Consider the following 16,524-nt stretch of genomic DNA (forward strand, 5'->3'; position numbering starts at 1 on the left):
TTCTGACGGCGAGCCGCGAGTTCAGCTGGATCGACGTGTCTGTCTCGACGGGGGCGATGTTGCCGGTCGCGGTCGGCATGTATGCCGGACAGCACATGCGCGACAAGATCGCACCTGAGACATTCAGGAAGCTGGTGTTGATCGCCGTGATTGCCGCAGGCGCCGAGTTGCTGCGGCATGGCTTCTTCAGTTGACGGATCGGCCGCGGCGCGGCGGCTGGCTCGTCGCCAGCCGTCGCAGCGTCGTTGCTGGTACTAGCCGCGGGTTCGCGAGCGGATCATGAAGCTGTCGAACGTGTACTCGGCGACCTGCCACCACAGGTATTCGTCGGAGCGATAGGCCTGCATCGCGTCGATCGATTTCTTGAAGTCGGCATTCTTGGCGGAAATTTCCGCCCACAATTCGTTGGTCGCCTTCAGGCACGCTTCCAGCACTTCGTTGGTGAAGGGCCGAAGCTGCGTGCCGCCGGCAACCAGCCGCTTCAAGGCCGACGGGTTCTGCATGTCGTAACGCGCGGCCATCCATGTATTGGCGTTGGCGGCCGCGTTGGCGAGAATCGCCTGATAATTCTTCGGCAGCGAATTCCACTTCTCGAGATTGCAGAAGGCATGGACCATCGGACCGCCTTCCCAGAAGCCGGGATAGTAGTAATACTTGGCGACCTTCTGGAAGCCGAGCTTCTCGTCGTCATAGGGGCCAACCCATTCGGCGGCATCGATCGTGCCTTTTTCGAGCGCGGGATAAATATCGCCGCCCGCCAGTTGCTGCGGCACGACGCCGACTTTTTGCAGCACCTGTCCCGCGATGCCGCCGATGCGGAATTTCAACCCCGAAAGATCGGCAACCGTCTTGATCTCCTTGCGGAACCAGCCGCCCATCTGGGTGCCGGTGTTGCCGGCCGCGAATCCGATCACGTTAAACTTCTTGAAGAACTCGTTGCCGAGTTGCTCGCCGCCGCCCTGATACCACCATGAATTCTGCATGCGCGCATTCAGGCCGAACGGCACCGAAGCGTAGATCGCAAACGTCGGGTCCTTGCCGACATAATAATACGAGACCGTGTGGCTCAGCTCGACCGTCCCGTTCGAGGTCGCATCGAGTGCTTGCAGGCCGGGGACGACTTCACCGGCCGCAAAAACCTGGATCTGGAATTTGTTGTCGGTCATCTCGGCGACGTACTTGGCCATCTCCGTCGCGCCGTTGTAGATCGTGTCCAGCGACTTCGGGAAACTCGACGTCATGCGCCATTTGATTTCCGGGGAGGACTGCGCAATCGCCGGCGCGGCCACGGCGCTGGCGGCTGCTCCCACTGCTGAAACCTTCAAAAAATCACGGCGCTTCATTTAAGGCATCTCCTTGGGTAAGGCAGGCAGGTCCCGATTCTTCGCTCGGCTCTCACGCGGCTTTAACATGGAAGCCAGACGAGCCGAAACCGGGCAACCCCTGCAAATCACTGATTAAACGAAAGTCTGATAGGCTCATCCCGTCTGCGTCAGGCCGCCGCGATCGCCCCCTGGAGTTGCTCGCGGACCTTGGCCCCGATCGCACGGTAGATCGCCGCATGCGCGCCCGCAGGCTCGCTCTCGACGACGGGGGTCCCGGCATCCGAGGTGGTGCGGATCGAGATGTGCAGCGGAATTTCGCCGAGGAACGGTACCCCGAGACGCTCCGCCTCGTGACGCGCGCCGCCGTGACCGAAGATGTCGGATTGGGTGCCGCAATGCGGACACTGGAAGTAACTCATGTTCTCGATGATGCCGAGCACGGGCACGTTGACCTTCTTGAACATCGCAAGTCCCCGCCGCGCATCGATCAGCGACAGGTCCTGCGGCGTCGAGATGATGATGGCGCCCTTGAGCGGCACAGTCTGCGCGAGCGTGAGCTGCGCATCGCCGGTGCCCGGCGGCATGTCGACCACCAGCACGTCAAGCTGCCCCCAGGCGACGTCGCGCAGCATCTGCGTCACGGCCGACATCACCATCGGCCCGCGCCAGATCATCGCGGTCTCCTCTTCGACGAGGAAGCCGATCGACATGATCGCAAGGCCGAACTTTTGATGCGGGATCATCTTGCGCTCGTCGTTGAGCTGCGGCTTTTCGCGAATGCCGGTCAAACGCGGCACCGACGGCCCGTAAATATCGGCGTCAAGCAGGCCGACGCGCAGGCCGGAATCGCGCAGGCCGAGCGCCAGGTTGAGCGCGGTGGTGGATTTGCCGACGCCGCCCTTTCCGGAAGCGACCGCAATGATGGCGGCGACGCCGGGAATTTCCGCCTGCCGCGACATCGGCGAAGGCCCGCCCTGCGGCGGCCGGTGGCTTGCAACGTTCTGCACGCCAGCGGCATGGCGATGCGGTGCCGGAGGAGCCGCCTGGCCCGCCTTGCGTTCGGCGGTCAGCGCCACCATCGCGGTCTCGACGCCGGGAATGGCGCGCACGGCCGCCTCTGCGGCAGCGCGCACGCTTTCCCAGGCGCGCGCTTCGCTGGCTTCAACATTGATCGAGAAAAACACCTTGCCGCCAGTGGCCGAGATCGGCGACAGCACGTTCGCATTGGTCAAGGCCACGCCGCGCGGCGTGGCCACTCTTGCGAGGGCGTCCTGAACCTGTTGTTGCGTCACGCCCACGGGGCATCTCCTGAATTCTTTCGAGTGCCCCATAGAGCCTTTTTACGCGAAAGGCTACCGCTTGCCGGGGTCGTCGGTGCGCATCGTGGGCGCCGATCCGCCCTGCTCCTGGGCCGCCTCGTAGTTCAGCTCAATCATCACGCCGTTGGGGTCGTTGACGAAGATCTGCCAGAGGTCGCCGCCCGGAACCTGCCGCGCATCGAATGGCATGGCCTTCGACGAGAGCCGCGTTTTCATGGCGTCAAAGCCCCGGCTCACGAAGGCGACATGATGAACTACGCCGGAATCCGGCTTTTGTGCCTCGTCGGTCGACGAAATATCGACCAGATGAACCACCGCCTTGCCCTCGCTGTACATCCAGGCGCCGGGAAACGCGAAATTCGGCCGAGCCCCTTTTTCAAGACCCAGGACGTCCTCATAGAACCGAACGGTATCGGCGAGCCTGCGGGTCCGGATATTGAAATGATCAAGCACGCCTACGCTCATGCCCATATGATCTCTCTCCCTTTTTGTTTTGAAACTCGACTATTGCACCATGCTAGCATAAAACCCTGCCCGCCCGCCAAATGGCGCCGTTGCCGATACTTAGGGCAATGCTCTCAGGCCGCGGGTGAAGGCGGAGCCGGTTTTTCCAGCACGAAAAGCCAGTCTACCGTCCCCCTCACGATCATGCCCGGCTCATCAATGCGCCGGCAGAACCCAGGATTGCACAAATGGCTAAAGTCGCTTTTCTCGGTCTCGGCGTCATGGGCTTCCCCATGGCAGGACATCTCGTCGTCAAGGGCGGCCACGAGGTGACCGTCTACAACCGGACGCCGGCCAAGGCCAAAGCCTGGGCCGAGAAATTCAAGGGCAAGACCGCGGCCACGCCAAAGGCCGCCGCCGAAGGTCAGGATTTCGTGATGGCCTGCGTCGGCAACGACAACGACCTGCGCGCCATCACCATCGGTGCTGACGGGGCGTTCGCCGGCATGAAGAAAGGCGCGACCTTCGTCGATCACACTACGGCATCTGCCGAAGTCGCGCGCGAGCTCGACGCGGCAGCCAGCAAAGGCGGCTTCAAATTCGTCGACGCGCCGGTGTCGGGCGGACAGGCGGGCGCGGAAAACGGCGTGCTGACGGTGATGTGCGGCGGCGCGGAAGACGCCTACGCCGTCGCTGAACCGATCATCGCCGCCTATGCCCGCATGTGCAAACGGCTCGGACCTGCCGGCGCCGGACAGCTCACCAAGATGGTCAACCAGATCTGCATCGCAGGCCTCGTGCAGGGCCTCTCAGAGGGCATCCATTTTGCGAAGAAGTCGGGCCTCGACATTGCCTCCGTTATCGAAACCATCTCCAAGGGCGCGGCGCAGTCGTGGCAGATGGAGAACCGCTACAAGACCATGGCCGAGAACAAGTACGATTTCGGTTTTGCGGTGGAATGGATGCGCAAGGATCTGTCGATCTGCATCGCGGAAGCCCGCCGCAACGGCGCGCACCTGCCGGTGACGGCGCTGGTCGATCAGTTCTACTCCGAAGTGGAGAAGTTGGGCGGCAAGCGCTGGGATACGTCGAGCCTGCTCGCGCGGCTGGAGAAGTAGTATCCCGCATACAAGATCGCGTTCCCCGGATGCAATGCAGTGCGCCGCAAAGCGGCGTGATGCGTTGCTGATCCGGGGTTTATCCATCGGTCCCGGCTTGTCGCGGAGCAGCGTTACACGCCGCACCGCGTCCGGGACACGCGAGAGCGCCCTCGCAACGACGACGGCGCCTATGGAATCTGCTCACGTGGCCTCAATAACCGCCGCCACCCCCGCCGGCCCTGCGGTCGGGATCGTCCCCGTACGGGTCATTGCTGTAAGACTTGGCTGCCGGAGCGGCAAAGCCTGGGTTCTGGTGGTGCACCACCCTTACCTTCTTCTTCTTGACGTGCGCGGTGCTGGTCGTCGCCGCGCCGGCCGGCGTGATAACGGGAACCAGCAGCAACGGTGTCGTAAACATCGAAAGCATCAAAAGCCGGACCGCGAGCTTTTTCATTGGCCGCTCCTGTTCAGCGCTACCCCATTTGGCATGCCACACCGCGCCGAACCCGATATTCCGGAAGATCCAAATATGATTGCCGTCATAGCCGGCCACGGGCCGCGCGAACGCGCCGATGACAGGCGTCGCGAACCACCCGACGCCGACGAAAAAGCTGGACTACGTCGCCGCCGACGCTCCCCGCAACAACCATGCGCGACCGCCGCGAGAGGTTAATTTAACCTCTCGTTAACGAGAATTCTTAGCTTCTTAAGGCACCTCTTAAGGATTTGGCGGCACAGATAGATAATGCAAAAGCTCGCCCGCTAGTTGGGTCGCGGCGGGCAGGATTTGTGTTGTTTGATGAGTAATTCCGCTGAAAAGCCAGAAGTCGTACAGCTTCCGGCTGAACCGCCTGCCGTAGCGCCCGCCGCCACCCGGCGCGCCGCGGCGCAGCGGGTGCGTGAGGCGCGCGATCGGTTAACGTCGTCGAGTGGAACCCGCCCCGCTTTCGACAGCGAACTGCTCCGGCAATACGCCCAGACCCGCCTCTCCGCTTCATACGTCATCATGCTGCTGGTCGTGGCGAGCGGCCTGTTGTTCGGATTCTGGATGCCGCCGGTGTCGGCCGCCGCCTGGACCTGCGGCCTGCTCTGCATTCACACCGCGATCATCCGCAGCTGCGGTCAGTTCATCTCGGCACAACCTTCGCCGCCCGAGATTCGCAAGTGGCGCACCCGCTTCATCGTCCTCGACCTGCTCTATGGCTTGGGCTGGACCGCGCTGTTGATCCACCCGTCCGGCTTCGACGCCGTCTCCAACACGCTGATCATGTTTTTGATGCTGCTGGTCGTCGCGGTGTCGAGCATGCTCGCCGCCAGTCTGCCGATCGCAGCGCTTGCGGCCACCGCGCCCGTGACCGCGGCCATCGCCGTCAATTTCGCGCTCAGCGGCACCTTCGACAACTACGTGCTGGCGCTGCTGGCGCTCGCCGCCGAAGCATACTTTGCGCTGCTTGCGCACCGCCTGCATTCGGCGACGCTCGCCACACTGGAAGCGCGCGCTGAAAAGGATGCGCTGATCGGCGAACTCGAGCAAGCCAAGGCAATTTCCGACGAAGCGCGCCATCGCGCCGAGGCCGCCAACGTCGCCAAGTCGCGCTTCCTCGCTCAGATGAGTCACGAACTGCGAACGCCGCTGAATGCGATCCTGGGTTTTTCCGAAGTGATGAAGAGCGAGATTTTCGGCGCGCATGCCGTTCCCGTCTATCGGGAATACTCTTCTGACATTCACAATTCCGGCGTTCACCTGCTCAATCTCATCAACGAAATTCTCGACCTGTCGCGCATCGAGGCCGGCCGCTACGAGCTCAATGAAGAGGCGGTCTCGCTCGTGCATGTCGTCGGCGATTGCCACCATCTCTTGAAACTCCGCGCTACCAACCGCGGCATCACCATTCATGAAGTGTTCGAGCACGGCATGCCGCGCATCTGGGGCGATGAGCGCGCCGTGCGGCAGATCGTGCTGAACCTGTTGTCGAACTCGATCAAGTTCACGCCGCAAGGCGGCGAGATCTGGCTGAAGGTCGGCTGGACTGCGTCCGGCGGCCAATATCTCTCCGTCAAGGACACCGGTTCCGGCATTCCGGAAGACGAAATCCCGATCGTGCTGGCCTCGTTCGGGCAAGGCTCCAACTCGATCAAATCAGCCGAACAGGGCGCGGGCCTTGGGCTGCCGATCGCGAAAAGCCTGATCGACATGCATGGCGGCACCTTCACACTGCGATCGAAGATCCGGATCGGCACCGAAGTGATCGTCACCTTCCCGCCCGAGCGCGTGATGTCGGCGCTCGGACCGATGTCGGAGGCGGAAGATGCGCCGCCGCTGCAGCCGGAAAATGGAAATGGCAGGACGCCGGAGGTGGCGCGCGCCGGCCGCAACAAACCGATCCTGAGCGCGGGAACCGGATTGTGAGGCGCGCTTGGCAAGAAGAAGAATTCGTTTCAAAATCAAAAGATGAGCACAGAGACGCCGTGTATCGCAGTCTGCATGATCGATCCGAAAACCAGCCTTTGCTTCGGTTGCGGGCGTACGCTTGGCGAAATCGCGCGCTGGCATCGCATGGAGAGCGCAGAGCGTCTGTTGCTGATGGCGGAGCTGCCGGCGCGCATGCAAGATGCGGGCTTGCAAGCGATCGCTCCGGCCAGGCGTTCGAAAGCGGGCTGAACGATCTGTGGGGCGCACGATGAGCCGCCTCTTTTTGATCTTTGCCGTCTTGATCGCGACCGCCGGCGCCGTCGTCGCCTATGGCGATCCGAGCCAGATCGCGCGCGCCAAAAGCACGGTCTCAAACACCGTCTCGGACCTGTTGCGGCTGCGTGGGTCCGCAAGCCGCGCCGTGCAGATCGCGCGCGGCCAGGGCGGCGAGTTCGCGCTGCAAGCAAAAATCAACGGCGTAACCGCGCCGATGGTGATCGATACCGGTGCCACGTCCGTTGTGCTCACCTACGAGACCGCGAAGGCGGCCGGGCTTCCGCTCGAACTGCTCGAATACGACGTCGACCTCGAGACCGCCAGCGGTCACACCAAAGCGGCGCGGCTGACGCTCGACCGCCTCGCCATCGGCAAGCTGGTCGAACGTTCGGTGCCGGCGCTGGTGGTGCCGCACGGGCAGATGAAGACCAACCTGCTCGGCATGAGCTTTCTGGACCGGCTGGAGAGTTGGGAAGTGCGCGCCGACAGTTTGATGCTGCGCGGCTACCCTTAAGGTTACTCGACGAGGGTCAATTGCAAGAACACCAGGTCGAGCCATCGATCGAATTTGCGGCCGACTGAGTGTAGATGACCGACCTTCGCGAAACCGAGCTTCGAATGCAGTACCAGCGACGGCTCGTTCGTTGCCTCGATGCCCGCAATCATGACGTGCTTCCTCATGACGCGGGCACGCGTGATCAATTCTTTCATCAAGGCATGGCCAATGCCCCGCCTTCGTGCGGCGCCGTCGACATAGACTGAATGCTCGACCGTATTGCGGTAGCCATCCCAAGGCCTGAAGGCACCGAACGAAGCGTAACCGAGGATGTCGGAACCTTCGGCGGCAACGAGAACCGGGTAACCGGACGATTGCCTTTCAGCCAGCCAGGCGCGCCGTGAATCGATGTCCGAAAGCTGCTCGTTCCAGATCGCCGTCGTATGGGCGACTGCGTCATTGTAGATGCGCAGGATTCCGCCGGCGTCTCCCTCCCCAGCATCACGTATGTCCATGCGTGGCCTCTCCCGAGAAGCGTCGTCTAGTGCCCACTTTCCGAAGTCCGTGCTCCATTCGCAGCACCCACCTTCACGAACTTCGGAAAGTCATGGGCTACTCACAAACTTATTGATTCTAGTACCGCTTTATCGATCTGAAGTCCCTGATCGAATTCGCCGCTTGTGGTGCAGGGACTTCAGATCGGCGGTACTAGCCGCGCGGCTTTTTGATTTTGCGGAATATTTCTGATCGAGTGGGGTTGGCGGCAGGGCGCGCAAGCGTTTTTGATGTTCTGCCGTATTTCGCAGGGTTGCTTGCATTCAAGATGTAAAACGGGGGCTACGACATGGACCAGATGTTTTCGAAGTTTCAGCCGGCAGCGTTGAGCTTGTTTCGCTTCATCACCGGCCTCTTGCTGTTTCAGTACGGTGTCGCAAAGATCTTCAAATTCCCGGTCATCCCGCAATTCGCCGATCCGCCTGCGCTGATCATGACGGCCGGCGGGCTTGAACTCGTGCTTGGCGCACTTCTGATGATCGGCCTGTTCTCGCGGATCGTTGCTTTCGTCCTGGCGGGCGAAATGGCCTTTGCCTACTTCATGGGACATTTCCCGAAAGGCTTCCTGCCGCTGCTCAACGGCGGCACGGCGGCGATCCTGTTCTGCTTCGCCTGCCTCTATCTTTCGACGTCAGGACCCGGCCCCTACAGCGTCGATGCAAAGATGGGAAAGAAGAGCTGACGGCGTAGCTGTCATTCCGGAGCTCTTATCTTCTCCCTCCCCCTGAAAGGGGGAGGGTCGGGGTGGGGGTCCATCTCAATGGAGATTTACAGCATTGATCCCCTCCCGGTTGATGCCAAGGGCATCAACCGACCTCCCCTTTTCAAGGGGAGGTGAGCACCAACCTCACACCCTCGCCTTCGCTTCCAGCGGCACGGCGGCCTCATATTTCGAGTTGTGCAGCACCAGCGAGGTCCGCACGTTGCGGACATGGGGCGCTGCCGTCAGATGCGTGACGAAATCCTGAAACGTCGCCATGTCGGGCGCCACGCACTTGAGAACAAAGTCGACTTCGCCCGAGAGCATCCAGCATTCGCGCACCAGCGGCTCGGCGCGAACGAAATCCTCGAACGCGCGCAAATCTGCATCGGCCTGGCTCGACAGATGCACCGAAGCAAACACGGTGACGTCGAAACCGAGTTTGCGCGGATCGAGGAGCCCGCGATAGCCCTGGATATAGCCGGCCTCTTCCAGCGCCCGGACCCGCCGCAGGCAAGGCGGCGGGGAAATGCCGACGCGTTTGGCCAGTTCGACGTTGGTGATTCGGCCATCAGCCTGGATTTCGCTCAGGATTTTGAGGTCAATTTCGTCAAGATTCTTCGACACGCGGTCCGGTTTCCAGGGCTTAAGGGAATCGGGAGGCTGGTGGCCGAGGCCTTCAGCTTTTCAGTGGCAACACTCTTAGCCCAGCTCGCACCGATTGCGCAATTTTATTGCGCGTGCGTTGCGCCAAATTTCTTACTCACGGGAAATTTTGCTCATTTGGATTGCAATTCTTGCATAGCTCGCCAGATGCCCTAGACTTGGATCTGTCGCTTTCGGCGTCATCGCGGCGCCTTCCCAGGCGATTTCCGCTTAAGCGCTCATCAAATTCCCTTCGAAAGGGATCTGTTCATGTCTGCACCTATTCATGCCAAGGTCGTCATTATCGGTTCCGGTCCGGCCGGTTACACCGCGGCGATCTACGCGGCGCGGGCGATGCTTGAACCGGTCCTGATCCAGGGCATCCAGCCCGGCGGCCAGCTCACCATCACCACCGACGTGGAAAATTACCCGGGCTTCGCCGACGTCATCCAGGGCCCGTGGCTGATGGAGCAGATGGAGAAGCAGGCGGCGCATGTCGGCACCAAGATCGTGACCGACCTCGTCACCAAGCTCGAGCTCGCCCAGCGGCCGTTCCGCCTCACCTGCGATAGCGGCGACGTCTATCTGGCGGAGACCGTCATTCTCGCCACCGGCGCGCAGGCGCGCTGGCTGGGGCTGCCGTCGGAAGAGAAATTCAAGGGCTTTGGCGTCTCGGCCTGCGCGACCTGCGACGGATTCTTCTATCGCGGCAAGGAGGTCATCGTCGTCGGCGGCGGCAACACGGCCGTTGAGGAAGCGCTTTTCCTCACCAACTTCTCGTCGCAAGTGACCATCGTGCATCGCCGCGATCACTTCCGCGCCGAACGCATCTTGCAGGATCGCCTGTTCAAGCATCCCAAGATCAAGGTGGTGTGGGACAGCGCGATCGACGAGATCCGCGGCGATGAGAACCCGTCCAAGGTCACCCATGTGCGCTTGAAGAACGTCAAGACCGGCGCGCTCACCGAGTTACCGGCCGACGGCGTCTTCATCGCGATCGGCCATGCGCCGGCAACAGACCTCGTCGCCGGGCAAATCAAGCTGAAACCGTCGGGCTATGTCGAGGTCGCGCCGAATTCGACGGCGACGTCCGTGCCCGGCCTGTTTGCCGCGGGCGATGTCGCCGACGAAACCTACCGGCAAGCCGTGACGGCCGCCGGGCTCGGCTGCATGGCCGCGCTTGAGGCCGAGCGTTTCCTGGCGCTGCGCGCGAGTGATCGCGCCGCAGCGGAGTGATGATGAACCGAACACGTGATGGATTTATGGACATGGATTGGGACAAGCTGAAGGTGTTTCACGCGGCGGCCGAAGCGGGGAGCTTCACGCATGCCGGCGAGCAACTCGGCCTCTCGCAGTCGGCCGTATCGCGCCAGGTGAGCGCGCTGGAACAGGAACTGTCCGTTTCGCTGTTTCACCGCCATGCCCGCGGCCTGATCCTGACCGAACAGGGCGATCTGTTGTTTCGCACCGCGCATGACGTTTTCATGCAGTTGCAGGCGGCGCGCGCCAAACTGACCGATAGCCGCGAGCGGCCGAGCGGCGACCTCAAGATCACGACCACGCCCGGCGTCGGCATCAACTGGCTGATTCCGCGGCTCGGCGAGTTCACCGCGCTTTACCCGGAAATCCGCATTTCGCTGATCGTCACCGACGAGGAACTCGACCTGTCGATGCGCGAGGCGGATGTCGCGATCCGCACCCGCAAGCCGACCCAGCCCGATCTGATCCAGCGTAAGCTGTTTGCGATGGGCTTCCACGCTTATTGCTCGCCCGACTACATCAAGCGATTCGGCACGCCGCGCACGCTCGACGAACTCGACCAGCATCGAATCATCATGCTGTCCGACGGACAGGTCGCGCCTCACTTGCAAAACCGCAGCTGGCTGATCGAGGCGGGGCGCAACGGCACCGGGCCGCGCGAACCCTATTTCAAGGTCAATAACATTCTTGGCCTCGTGCGCGCCTGCCAGCAGGGATTGGGTATAGCGGCGCTGCCGGACTATCTGATCGAAGAGAACGGCCGCTTGGTGCAGCTGTTCGGCGAATCGGATTCCATCCAGCTCGACACGTATTTCGTTTATCCCGAAGAGTTGAAGACGGTCGCCCGCGTCCAGGTGTTCCGTGACTTCGTGGTGAGCAAAGCGCAGCGCTGGCCGTCCTAGAGTCCTCGTTGAAAGTAATCTCCGCGCAAACGCAGGCGTTTGCCGCGAGAGCAAACCGATGTCCACCTTTCCGGATCACGCTTTAATTATCGGTCGATAACGGATAGGCGCATGTCTGACATGCGGCGCCCCCCGTTGCTGCAAGGCACTCGCAAAGCCCATACTGTTTGCACACTGAGCTTTCGCGCTGCGCACATGTCCCCCTCCTCCAGTGGCGCGGGTGTTCGGTTATCCCTCTTGGAAGGTGATTGTGTCGGCCCAACGAGGCCAATACTTAAAGCCGGGCTCTCACGGGCCCGGCTTTTTTCTGTCCCGAGTTTTCCCGCACGCTGCGCTTTTCATCATGAGAAAGGCGATCCTCCGTTGACAGCCGAATAGGCGCACCGCATCATCTCACGCATGTTCACGAATTCGTGCGCCCGCCACGCCGTAAAAAAAGCTTCCCGTTCGGGGGCTACGGATCGGTGCGCGCGATAGATTTTTGAACTCACGCCCGACCTTAAACCCCCGCCGCGAGGTGGGGTTTTTTGTGACCCGTCTCCGGCCAAATCAGGAGATGGACCATGACTGCCCCTGTTTCTCACCCCACCGAGGCTTCCGGCCTCAGGTCGCATTTGCGCGGCCTCTGGCTGCCGCTGATCACGCCGTTCTGCGACGGCGTCGTCGACGAGGTTTCGCTGCGGCGGCTGGTCAAGCACTACACGGCGCTTCCGATCGACGGATTGATTCTTGCGGCGACGTCAGGCGAAGGCCTGACGCTGGGCATGGCTGAACTCGAATGGCTCGTCGCGGTGACGCGTGAGGTGAGCGCCGAGAGCCGCCGCTATCTGCCGATCTGCCTTGGCCTTTCCGGCAGTCATACCCGCAAGATGTGCAACACGCTCGACGAGACGGCGGCCTGGCCGATCGACGGCTATCTGATCTCGAGCCCCTATTATTCGCGCCCCTCGCAGCGCGGTCTGTTGCAGCATTTCACGGCTCTCGCCGACCACGCCTCCTGGCCAATCGCGCTTTACAACATTCCCTATCGCGCGGCGGTCACTCTCGAGACCGAAACGCTGCTCGAACTCGCCCGCCATCCCAACATCGTCGGCATGAAGGACTGCGGCGCCAACCGCGCGCAATCGGTCGAGCTGCTGCGGCGACGGCCGGCCGGCTTCCGTGTGCTCACCGGCGAGGATGCGCTCTATTTCGAGGCGCTGAGCGACGGCGCCGACGGCGCCATCCTGCTTTCGGCCCATATCGAGACCGCAACCTTTGCCGCGATCGGCAAGCTATACCGGGACGGCAAGATCGACGCCGCACGCGAACGTTGGGAAAGCGTGGCCGACCTGACGCGATTGTTGTTTGCCGAGCCCAGCCCGGCGCCTGCCAAGTACTGGCTGGCACGCGAAGGCCTGATCGACAGCGCTGAAGTGCGCCTGCCGATGGTCGAGGTGACTGGCGAGCTTGCCGCCAGACTCGATGCGGAGATCGCACGGCGCGGCGGCCATGTTCCCGATCGTCAGAGAGGTTCTCAGAGTTTAACGGTCTAAAGTCTCAACACAGAAGCTGGCGAGCAATCCGCCGAAATGCTTTGATGTCCGACGTCGAAGCATCGGAGGGACGGTGTCCGGCGAACGCGTGGAACGACGGCTGGCGGCGGTGCTGGCGGGAGCGGTCGACGACTACTCCCGCCTGATCCATGCCGACGAAGAGGCCGTTCTGACCCGGCTCAAGACGGTCAGACAAAACATCGTCGTTCCCAGCATTGCCGCTCATCGCGGACGCATCGTCAAGACGGTCGGCGACAGCATGCTGGCAGAGTTCGCAAGTACGGTCGATGCCGCGCGATGCGCCGTCGAAGTCCAGCGCGCCATGGCCGCGCAAAACACCGGCAAGTTGCCGCAGGTCAGGATCGAATTCCGCATCGGCCTTCATGTCGGCGACGTCATTGTCGACGACAACGATATCTTCGGCGACTGCGTCAACATCGCCGCGCGCTTGCAGGGTCTCGCGGAGCCTTGCGGCCTCTGCCTATCCGACGATGCCTTTCGGCAGATCCGCGGCAAGATCGAGCTCGTCTGCGACGATCTTGGGCTACAACGGCTGAAGAACATCGCCGAACCGGTGCGGGTCTGGCGGGTCGCATTCGGTGACGGCCTGCGCTTCGAGCGAAAGGGCGCAGCGATCATCGCGCCGGCGTCGCAGTTGGACGCGGAAGCCGCGCTCGAACTTCCCGCCAAGCCGTCGATTGCGGTGCTGCCGTTCGAAAACATGAGCGAGGATCGCGAGCAGGACTATTTTGCCGACGGTCTCGTCGAGGACATCATCACCGCGCTGTCGCGTTTCAAATCGCTGTTCGTGATCGCGCGAAATTCTTCGTTTGCGTACAAAGGCAAGGCCATCGACATCAAAGCGGTCGGGCGCGAGCTCGGCGTGCGCTATGTGCTCGAAGGCAGCGTGCGGAAGGCCGGTGAGCGCCTGCGGATCACAGGCCAGCTGATCGATGCCGCGACCGGCGCACAGCTTTGGGCGGAAAAATTCGACGGCCCCATGACCGATGTCTTCGAGCTGCAGGACCAGGTAGCGTCCGCGGTCGCCGGCGTGATCGATCCCCTGCTGCTCGACACCGAGATCAGGCGGGCGCTGGAGCAACCGACGTCTGATCTGACCGCCTATCATCTTTATCTTCGTTCGCTGCCACACATTCGCGCGTGGACGCGCGAGGACAATCTGCAGGCGATCGCGCTGCTCGAACAGGCGGTCGAACGCGACCCCCGCTACGGGATGGCGCTGGCCTCGCTCGCGCTCTGTCACGCCCACAACCTGCTGAACGGATGGGCCGGGGATGCCGCGACCGCAAGAGAGCTCACTATCACCTGGGCGCGGCGGGCGCTCGAGGCCGCGCCCGACGATCCCTCGACCGTGACCTCGTCCGCGGGCGCGCTGATGAACACGGGCGAAAACATCGAAACGCTCAAGCGGCTGGTCGACGGCGCGCTGGCGCGCAATCCAAGTCACGCTTTCGGCTGGATGTGGAGCGGCTGGATGCGGACTCTTTCCGGCGAGTCAGAGTTGGCGATCAGACATTTCGAGACCTCGTTGCGGCTCGACCCCCGCGCCTCACGCAAGGCTTTTCATCTGACCGGCATTAGCATGTGTCATTTCTTCGAGCAGCGTTTCGACGAGGCCTGCCGGATTCTGGAAATTTCCTTCAACGAACTCCCCAGCTATTCGCTCACGGCCTGGTTCCTGACCGCCGCTTACTCGAGAATGGGGCGGCTCGACGAGGCACGGGAATTCGCTCAGCGCCAGGGCATTGCACCGGGCGGGCCGTGGCTGGCGATTGGACGGCTGCTTGTCAACGCGGCGCATCGGGATATGGCGTTGTCGGCGCTTCGCGCGGCGATCGGCGAACACCCGGCTAGCTGAAACCTTTCAAAACCTCATGGCGGCCTTGCGCATGGCACAAAGCCGCCGCCTCGCGACTTAGTCTGTCGAGTTCATCAGGACCAGACAGCATGAGTGAAGCCAATATCGCATCCGAGGTGCAGCAGCGAAAACGGGTCCGCGTCCTCGACACCGAGATGAGCTACATCACAGTCGGCCGGGGCCAGCCGATCGTGTTCCTGCACGGAAACCCGGCCTCATCCTATCTCTGGCGCAACGTCATTCCGCATGTCAGCGGATTAGGGCATTGCCTTGCGCCTGACCTCGTCGGCATGGGCCAGTCGGCGGCTTCGCCCAGCAGCGCCTATCGCTTTCAGGATCACGCGCGCTATCTCGATGCCTGGTTCGATGCGCTGGCCTTGCGCGAAAACCTCACGCTGGTGCTGCATGATTGGGGATCGGCGCTCGGCTTTGACTGGGCGTCGCGGCATCCCGAGCGCGTGCGCGCCATCGCCTACATGGAATCGATCGTCTATCCGCGCGAGTGGGAGGATTTGCCGCAAGCACGTGCGCAGTTCTTTCGCGACCTTCGCTCCGAGAAGGGCGAGCACATGATCCTCGACGACAATTTCTTCATCGAGGAGTTGCTGCCGCGGCTCGTGATCCGTCCCTTGAGCGAGACGGAAATGAACGCGTACCGGCGTCCGTTTCAGACCCGGGCCTCGCGGCTGCCGACACTGGTATGGCCGCGGGAATTGCCGATCGGCGGCGAGCCTGCCGATGTCGTCGCCATCGTCAAACAATACGGCCAATGGCTGCTCGAAAGCCCGTTGCCGAAATTGTTCATCAACGCCGAGCCGGGCTCGCTGTTGATCGGTCGGTCCCGCGACTTCTGCCGGCGTTTTCCGAACCAGCAGGAGATCACCGTCAAGGGCCTGCATTTCATTCAGGAGGATTGTCCGGGCGAAATCGGCGAAGCGCTGGCGAGCTTTGTCAGGGCCAATGGCGTTATTCGCGACAACTGATCGAGGCGCGTGGGCTTGCCGCTAGGCGGTCGAGCGCGCCATCTGTGCCGGGAATTTCTTCCGAAGATCCAGCTCGATCCGGATCGCTTCATCGACCTTCGGTCGCGCGCGGACACGATCCAGATATTGGACAAGCGACGGCCAGGCGGCGATGTCGACGCCACCTCGCCCGAGCAGCAGCAGCGCCCAGGCGAGATAGGCATCCGCAACCGTAAATCGGTCGGCGACCAGGTATGGCTTCCTTGCAAGCTGGGCGGCGGCAACGGCTACGCTCTTGCCGATACGCTCCCGTGCACTCGCCTTCGCCGCGTCATTGGCGTACCAGAACGTTGGAAACAGGAACGCCTTGTGGATTTCGGTGCCGACGAAGCTGAGCCACTCCTGCAGGCGATAGCGATCGTTGTCGCCGTGCGGCGGCGCCAGGCCTTTGTCCGGGCGAAGGTCGGCGATGTATTGCAGAATCGCCGGATTCTCGGTCAGCTGCTCGCCGTCTTCCAGCACCAGCACGGGAACGGCGCCCTTGGGCGAAACGGCCCAGAAATCGCGGCCGTCGTCGATCACCCTTTTGTCCCAGAGATGCACCGCGTGATATTCGGCCTCGATCCCCGCTTCCATCAACGCGATCCTGCTGGCGAGCGAGCAGGCCATCGGCCAGTAATAGAGCTGCAACATGGTCGGCTCCTTTGCGATCG

General features: G+C 62.1%; 17 protein-coding genes and 1 pseudogene. 11 read left to right on the forward strand and 7 right to left on the reverse strand.

The window, feature by feature from the left end:
* Positions 1–194 (forward strand): annotated as a pseudogene (locus VFB05_RS26575) (hypothetical protein); the annotation flags it as partial.
* Between the two features lie 60 nt (positions 195–254).
* Here the strand turns inward: VFB05_RS26575 and VFB05_RS26580 are convergent.
* From VFB05_RS26580 to VFB05_RS26590, 3 genes are all read right to left on the reverse strand, one after another.
* The gene (locus VFB05_RS26580; protein ID WP_325017985.1) at positions 255–1,343 is read right to left on the reverse strand and encodes a TRAP transporter substrate-binding protein; all 1,089 of its coding nucleotides are present in this window, start codon (positions 1,341–1,343) and stop codon (positions 255–257) included.
* 149 nt (positions 1,344–1,492) lie between these two features.
* Entirely contained in the window at positions 1,493–2,623 is a 1,131-nt protein-coding gene (locus tag VFB05_RS26585; RefSeq protein ID WP_325017987.1) for an Mrp/NBP35 family ATP-binding protein, read from the reverse strand.
* A 54-nt stretch (positions 2,624–2,677) separates the two neighbouring features.
* The gene (locus VFB05_RS26590; protein WP_325017989.1) at positions 2,678–3,115 is read right to left on the reverse strand and encodes a VOC family protein; all 438 of its coding nucleotides are present in this window, start codon (positions 3,113–3,115) and stop codon (positions 2,678–2,680) included.
* Positions 3,116–3,336: 221 nt separating this feature from the next.
* Here VFB05_RS26590 and VFB05_RS26595 point away from each other — a divergent pair, with 221 nt between their 5' ends.
* Positions 3,337–4,206, forward strand: a complete 870-nt coding sequence (locus VFB05_RS26595) for an NAD(P)-dependent oxidoreductase (RefSeq protein ID WP_325017991.1) — start codon at positions 3,337–3,339, stop codon at positions 4,204–4,206.
* 193 nt (positions 4,207–4,399) lie between these two features.
* On the opposite strand, the gene VFB05_RS26600 is transcribed toward VFB05_RS26595, so the two are convergent.
* A complete protein-coding gene (locus tag VFB05_RS26600) occupies positions 4,400–4,741 on the reverse strand; it encodes a hypothetical protein (protein ID WP_325017993.1) in 342 nt (113 codons plus the stop codon).
* A 246-nt stretch (positions 4,742–4,987) separates the two neighbouring features.
* On the opposite strand from VFB05_RS26600, the gene VFB05_RS26605 reads away from it, so the two are divergent.
* From VFB05_RS26605 to VFB05_RS26615, 3 genes are read left to right on the forward strand one after another with little or no spacing between them, the layout of a single operon-like run.
* Complete coding sequence (locus VFB05_RS26605; RefSeq protein ID WP_325017995.1) at positions 4,988–6,598, forward strand: HAMP domain-containing sensor histidine kinase; 1,611 nt, start codon at positions 4,988–4,990, stop codon at positions 6,596–6,598.
* A 42-nt stretch (positions 6,599–6,640) separates the two neighbouring features.
* Positions 6,641–6,850, forward strand: coding sequence for a DUF1289 domain-containing protein (locus VFB05_RS26610; RefSeq protein ID WP_325017997.1), 210 nt, complete (start codon positions 6,641–6,643; stop codon positions 6,848–6,850).
* 19 nt (positions 6,851–6,869) lie between these two features.
* Complete coding sequence (locus VFB05_RS26615) at positions 6,870–7,391, forward strand: TIGR02281 family clan AA aspartic protease (protein ID WP_325018000.1); 522 nt, start codon at positions 6,870–6,872, stop codon at positions 7,389–7,391.
* A gap of 2 nt (positions 7,392–7,393) precedes the next feature.
* Here VFB05_RS26615 and VFB05_RS26620 read toward each other — a convergent pair whose 3' ends face one another.
* Positions 7,394–7,888, reverse strand: coding sequence for a GNAT family N-acetyltransferase (locus tag VFB05_RS26620; protein ID WP_325018002.1), 495 nt, complete (start codon positions 7,886–7,888; stop codon positions 7,394–7,396).
* Positions 7,889–8,217: 329 nt separating this feature from the next.
* On the opposite strand from VFB05_RS26620, the gene VFB05_RS26625 reads away from it, so the two are divergent.
* Complete coding sequence (locus tag VFB05_RS26625; protein ID WP_325018004.1) at positions 8,218–8,610, forward strand: DoxX family protein; 393 nt, start codon at positions 8,218–8,220, stop codon at positions 8,608–8,610.
* A 165-nt stretch (positions 8,611–8,775) separates the two neighbouring features.
* Here the strand turns inward: VFB05_RS26625 and VFB05_RS26630 are convergent, their stop codons facing one another.
* On the reverse strand, positions 8,776–9,255 hold the full coding sequence (locus tag VFB05_RS26630) for an Lrp/AsnC family transcriptional regulator (RefSeq protein ID WP_325018006.1): 480 nt from the start codon (positions 9,253–9,255) through the stop codon (positions 8,776–8,778).
* A gap of 288 nt (positions 9,256–9,543) precedes the next feature.
* On the opposite strand from VFB05_RS26630, the gene trxB reads away from it, so the two are divergent.
* From trxB to VFB05_RS26655, 5 genes are all read left to right on the forward strand, one after another.
* Complete coding sequence (gene trxB / locus VFB05_RS26635; RefSeq protein ID WP_325018008.1) at positions 9,544–10,509, forward strand: thioredoxin-disulfide reductase; 966 nt, start codon at positions 9,544–9,546, stop codon at positions 10,507–10,509.
* Positions 10,510–10,511: 2 nt separating this feature from the next.
* Entirely contained in the window at positions 10,512–11,435 is a 924-nt protein-coding gene (locus tag VFB05_RS26640) for a LysR family transcriptional regulator (protein WP_325018010.1), read from the forward strand.
* 563 nt (positions 11,436–11,998) lie between these two features.
* Positions 11,999–12,970, forward strand: coding sequence for a 4-hydroxy-tetrahydrodipicolinate synthase (gene dapA / locus VFB05_RS26645; RefSeq protein ID WP_325018012.1), 972 nt, complete (start codon positions 11,999–12,001; stop codon positions 12,968–12,970).
* 73 nt (positions 12,971–13,043) lie between these two features.
* Complete coding sequence (locus tag VFB05_RS26650) at positions 13,044–14,849, forward strand: adenylate/guanylate cyclase domain-containing protein (protein WP_325018014.1); 1,806 nt, start codon at positions 13,044–13,046, stop codon at positions 14,847–14,849.
* A gap of 89 nt (positions 14,850–14,938) precedes the next feature.
* Complete coding sequence (locus VFB05_RS26655) at positions 14,939–15,832, forward strand: haloalkane dehalogenase (protein WP_325018016.1); 894 nt, start codon at positions 14,939–14,941, stop codon at positions 15,830–15,832.
* A 21-nt stretch (positions 15,833–15,853) separates the two neighbouring features.
* Here the strand turns inward: VFB05_RS26655 and VFB05_RS26660 are convergent, their stop codons facing one another.
* Entirely contained in the window at positions 15,854–16,504 is a 651-nt protein-coding gene (locus tag VFB05_RS26660; RefSeq protein ID WP_325018018.1) for a glutathione binding-like protein, read from the reverse strand.
* Positions 16,505–16,524 lie beyond the last annotated feature (20 nt).

Source organism: Bradyrhizobium sp. (assembly GCF_035652035.1).
Classification (GTDB): Bacteria; Pseudomonadota; Alphaproteobacteria; order Rhizobiales; family Xanthobacteraceae; genus Bradyrhizobium.

Excerpts from the sequence above, each read along its gene's own strand:
- VFB05_RS26660 (WP_325018018.1), bottom strand. The coding sequence starts at position 16,504 with ATGTTGCAGCTCTATTACTGGCCGATGGCCTGCTCGCTCGCCAGCAGG.
- VFB05_RS26595 (WP_325017991.1), top strand. The coding sequence starts at position 3,337 with ATGGCTAAAGTCGCTTTTCTCGGTCTCGGCGTCATGGGCTTCCCCATG.
- VFB05_RS26605 (WP_325017995.1), top strand. The coding sequence starts at position 4,988 with ATGAGTAATTCCGCTGAAAAGCCAGAAGTCGTACAGCTTCCGGCTGAA.
- VFB05_RS26620 (WP_325018002.1), bottom strand. The coding sequence starts at position 7,888 with ATGGACATACGTGATGCTGGGGAGGGAGACGCCGGCGGAATCCTGCGC.
- VFB05_RS26610 (WP_325017997.1), top strand. The coding sequence starts at position 6,641 with ATGAGCACAGAGACGCCGTGTATCGCAGTCTGCATGATCGATCCGAAA.
- VFB05_RS26655 (WP_325018016.1), top strand. The coding sequence starts at position 14,939 with ATGAGTGAAGCCAATATCGCATCCGAGGTGCAGCAGCGAAAACGGGTC.
- VFB05_RS26590 (WP_325017989.1), bottom strand. The coding sequence starts at position 3,115 with ATGGGCATGAGCGTAGGCGTGCTTGATCATTTCAATATCCGGACCCGC.
- trxB (WP_325018008.1), top strand. The coding sequence starts at position 9,544 with ATGTCTGCACCTATTCATGCCAAGGTCGTCATTATCGGTTCCGGTCCG.
- VFB05_RS26640 (WP_325018010.1), top strand. The coding sequence starts at position 10,512 with ATGAACCGAACACGTGATGGATTTATGGACATGGATTGGGACAAGCTG.
- VFB05_RS26615 (WP_325018000.1), top strand. The coding sequence starts at position 6,870 with ATGAGCCGCCTCTTTTTGATCTTTGCCGTCTTGATCGCGACCGCCGGC.
- VFB05_RS26625 (WP_325018004.1), top strand. The coding sequence starts at position 8,218 with ATGGACCAGATGTTTTCGAAGTTTCAGCCGGCAGCGTTGAGCTTGTTT.
- VFB05_RS26580 (WP_325017985.1), bottom strand. The coding sequence starts at position 1,343 with ATGAAGCGCCGTGATTTTTTGAAGGTTTCAGCAGTGGGAGCAGCCGCC.
- dapA (WP_325018012.1), top strand. The coding sequence starts at position 11,999 with ATGACTGCCCCTGTTTCTCACCCCACCGAGGCTTCCGGCCTCAGGTCG.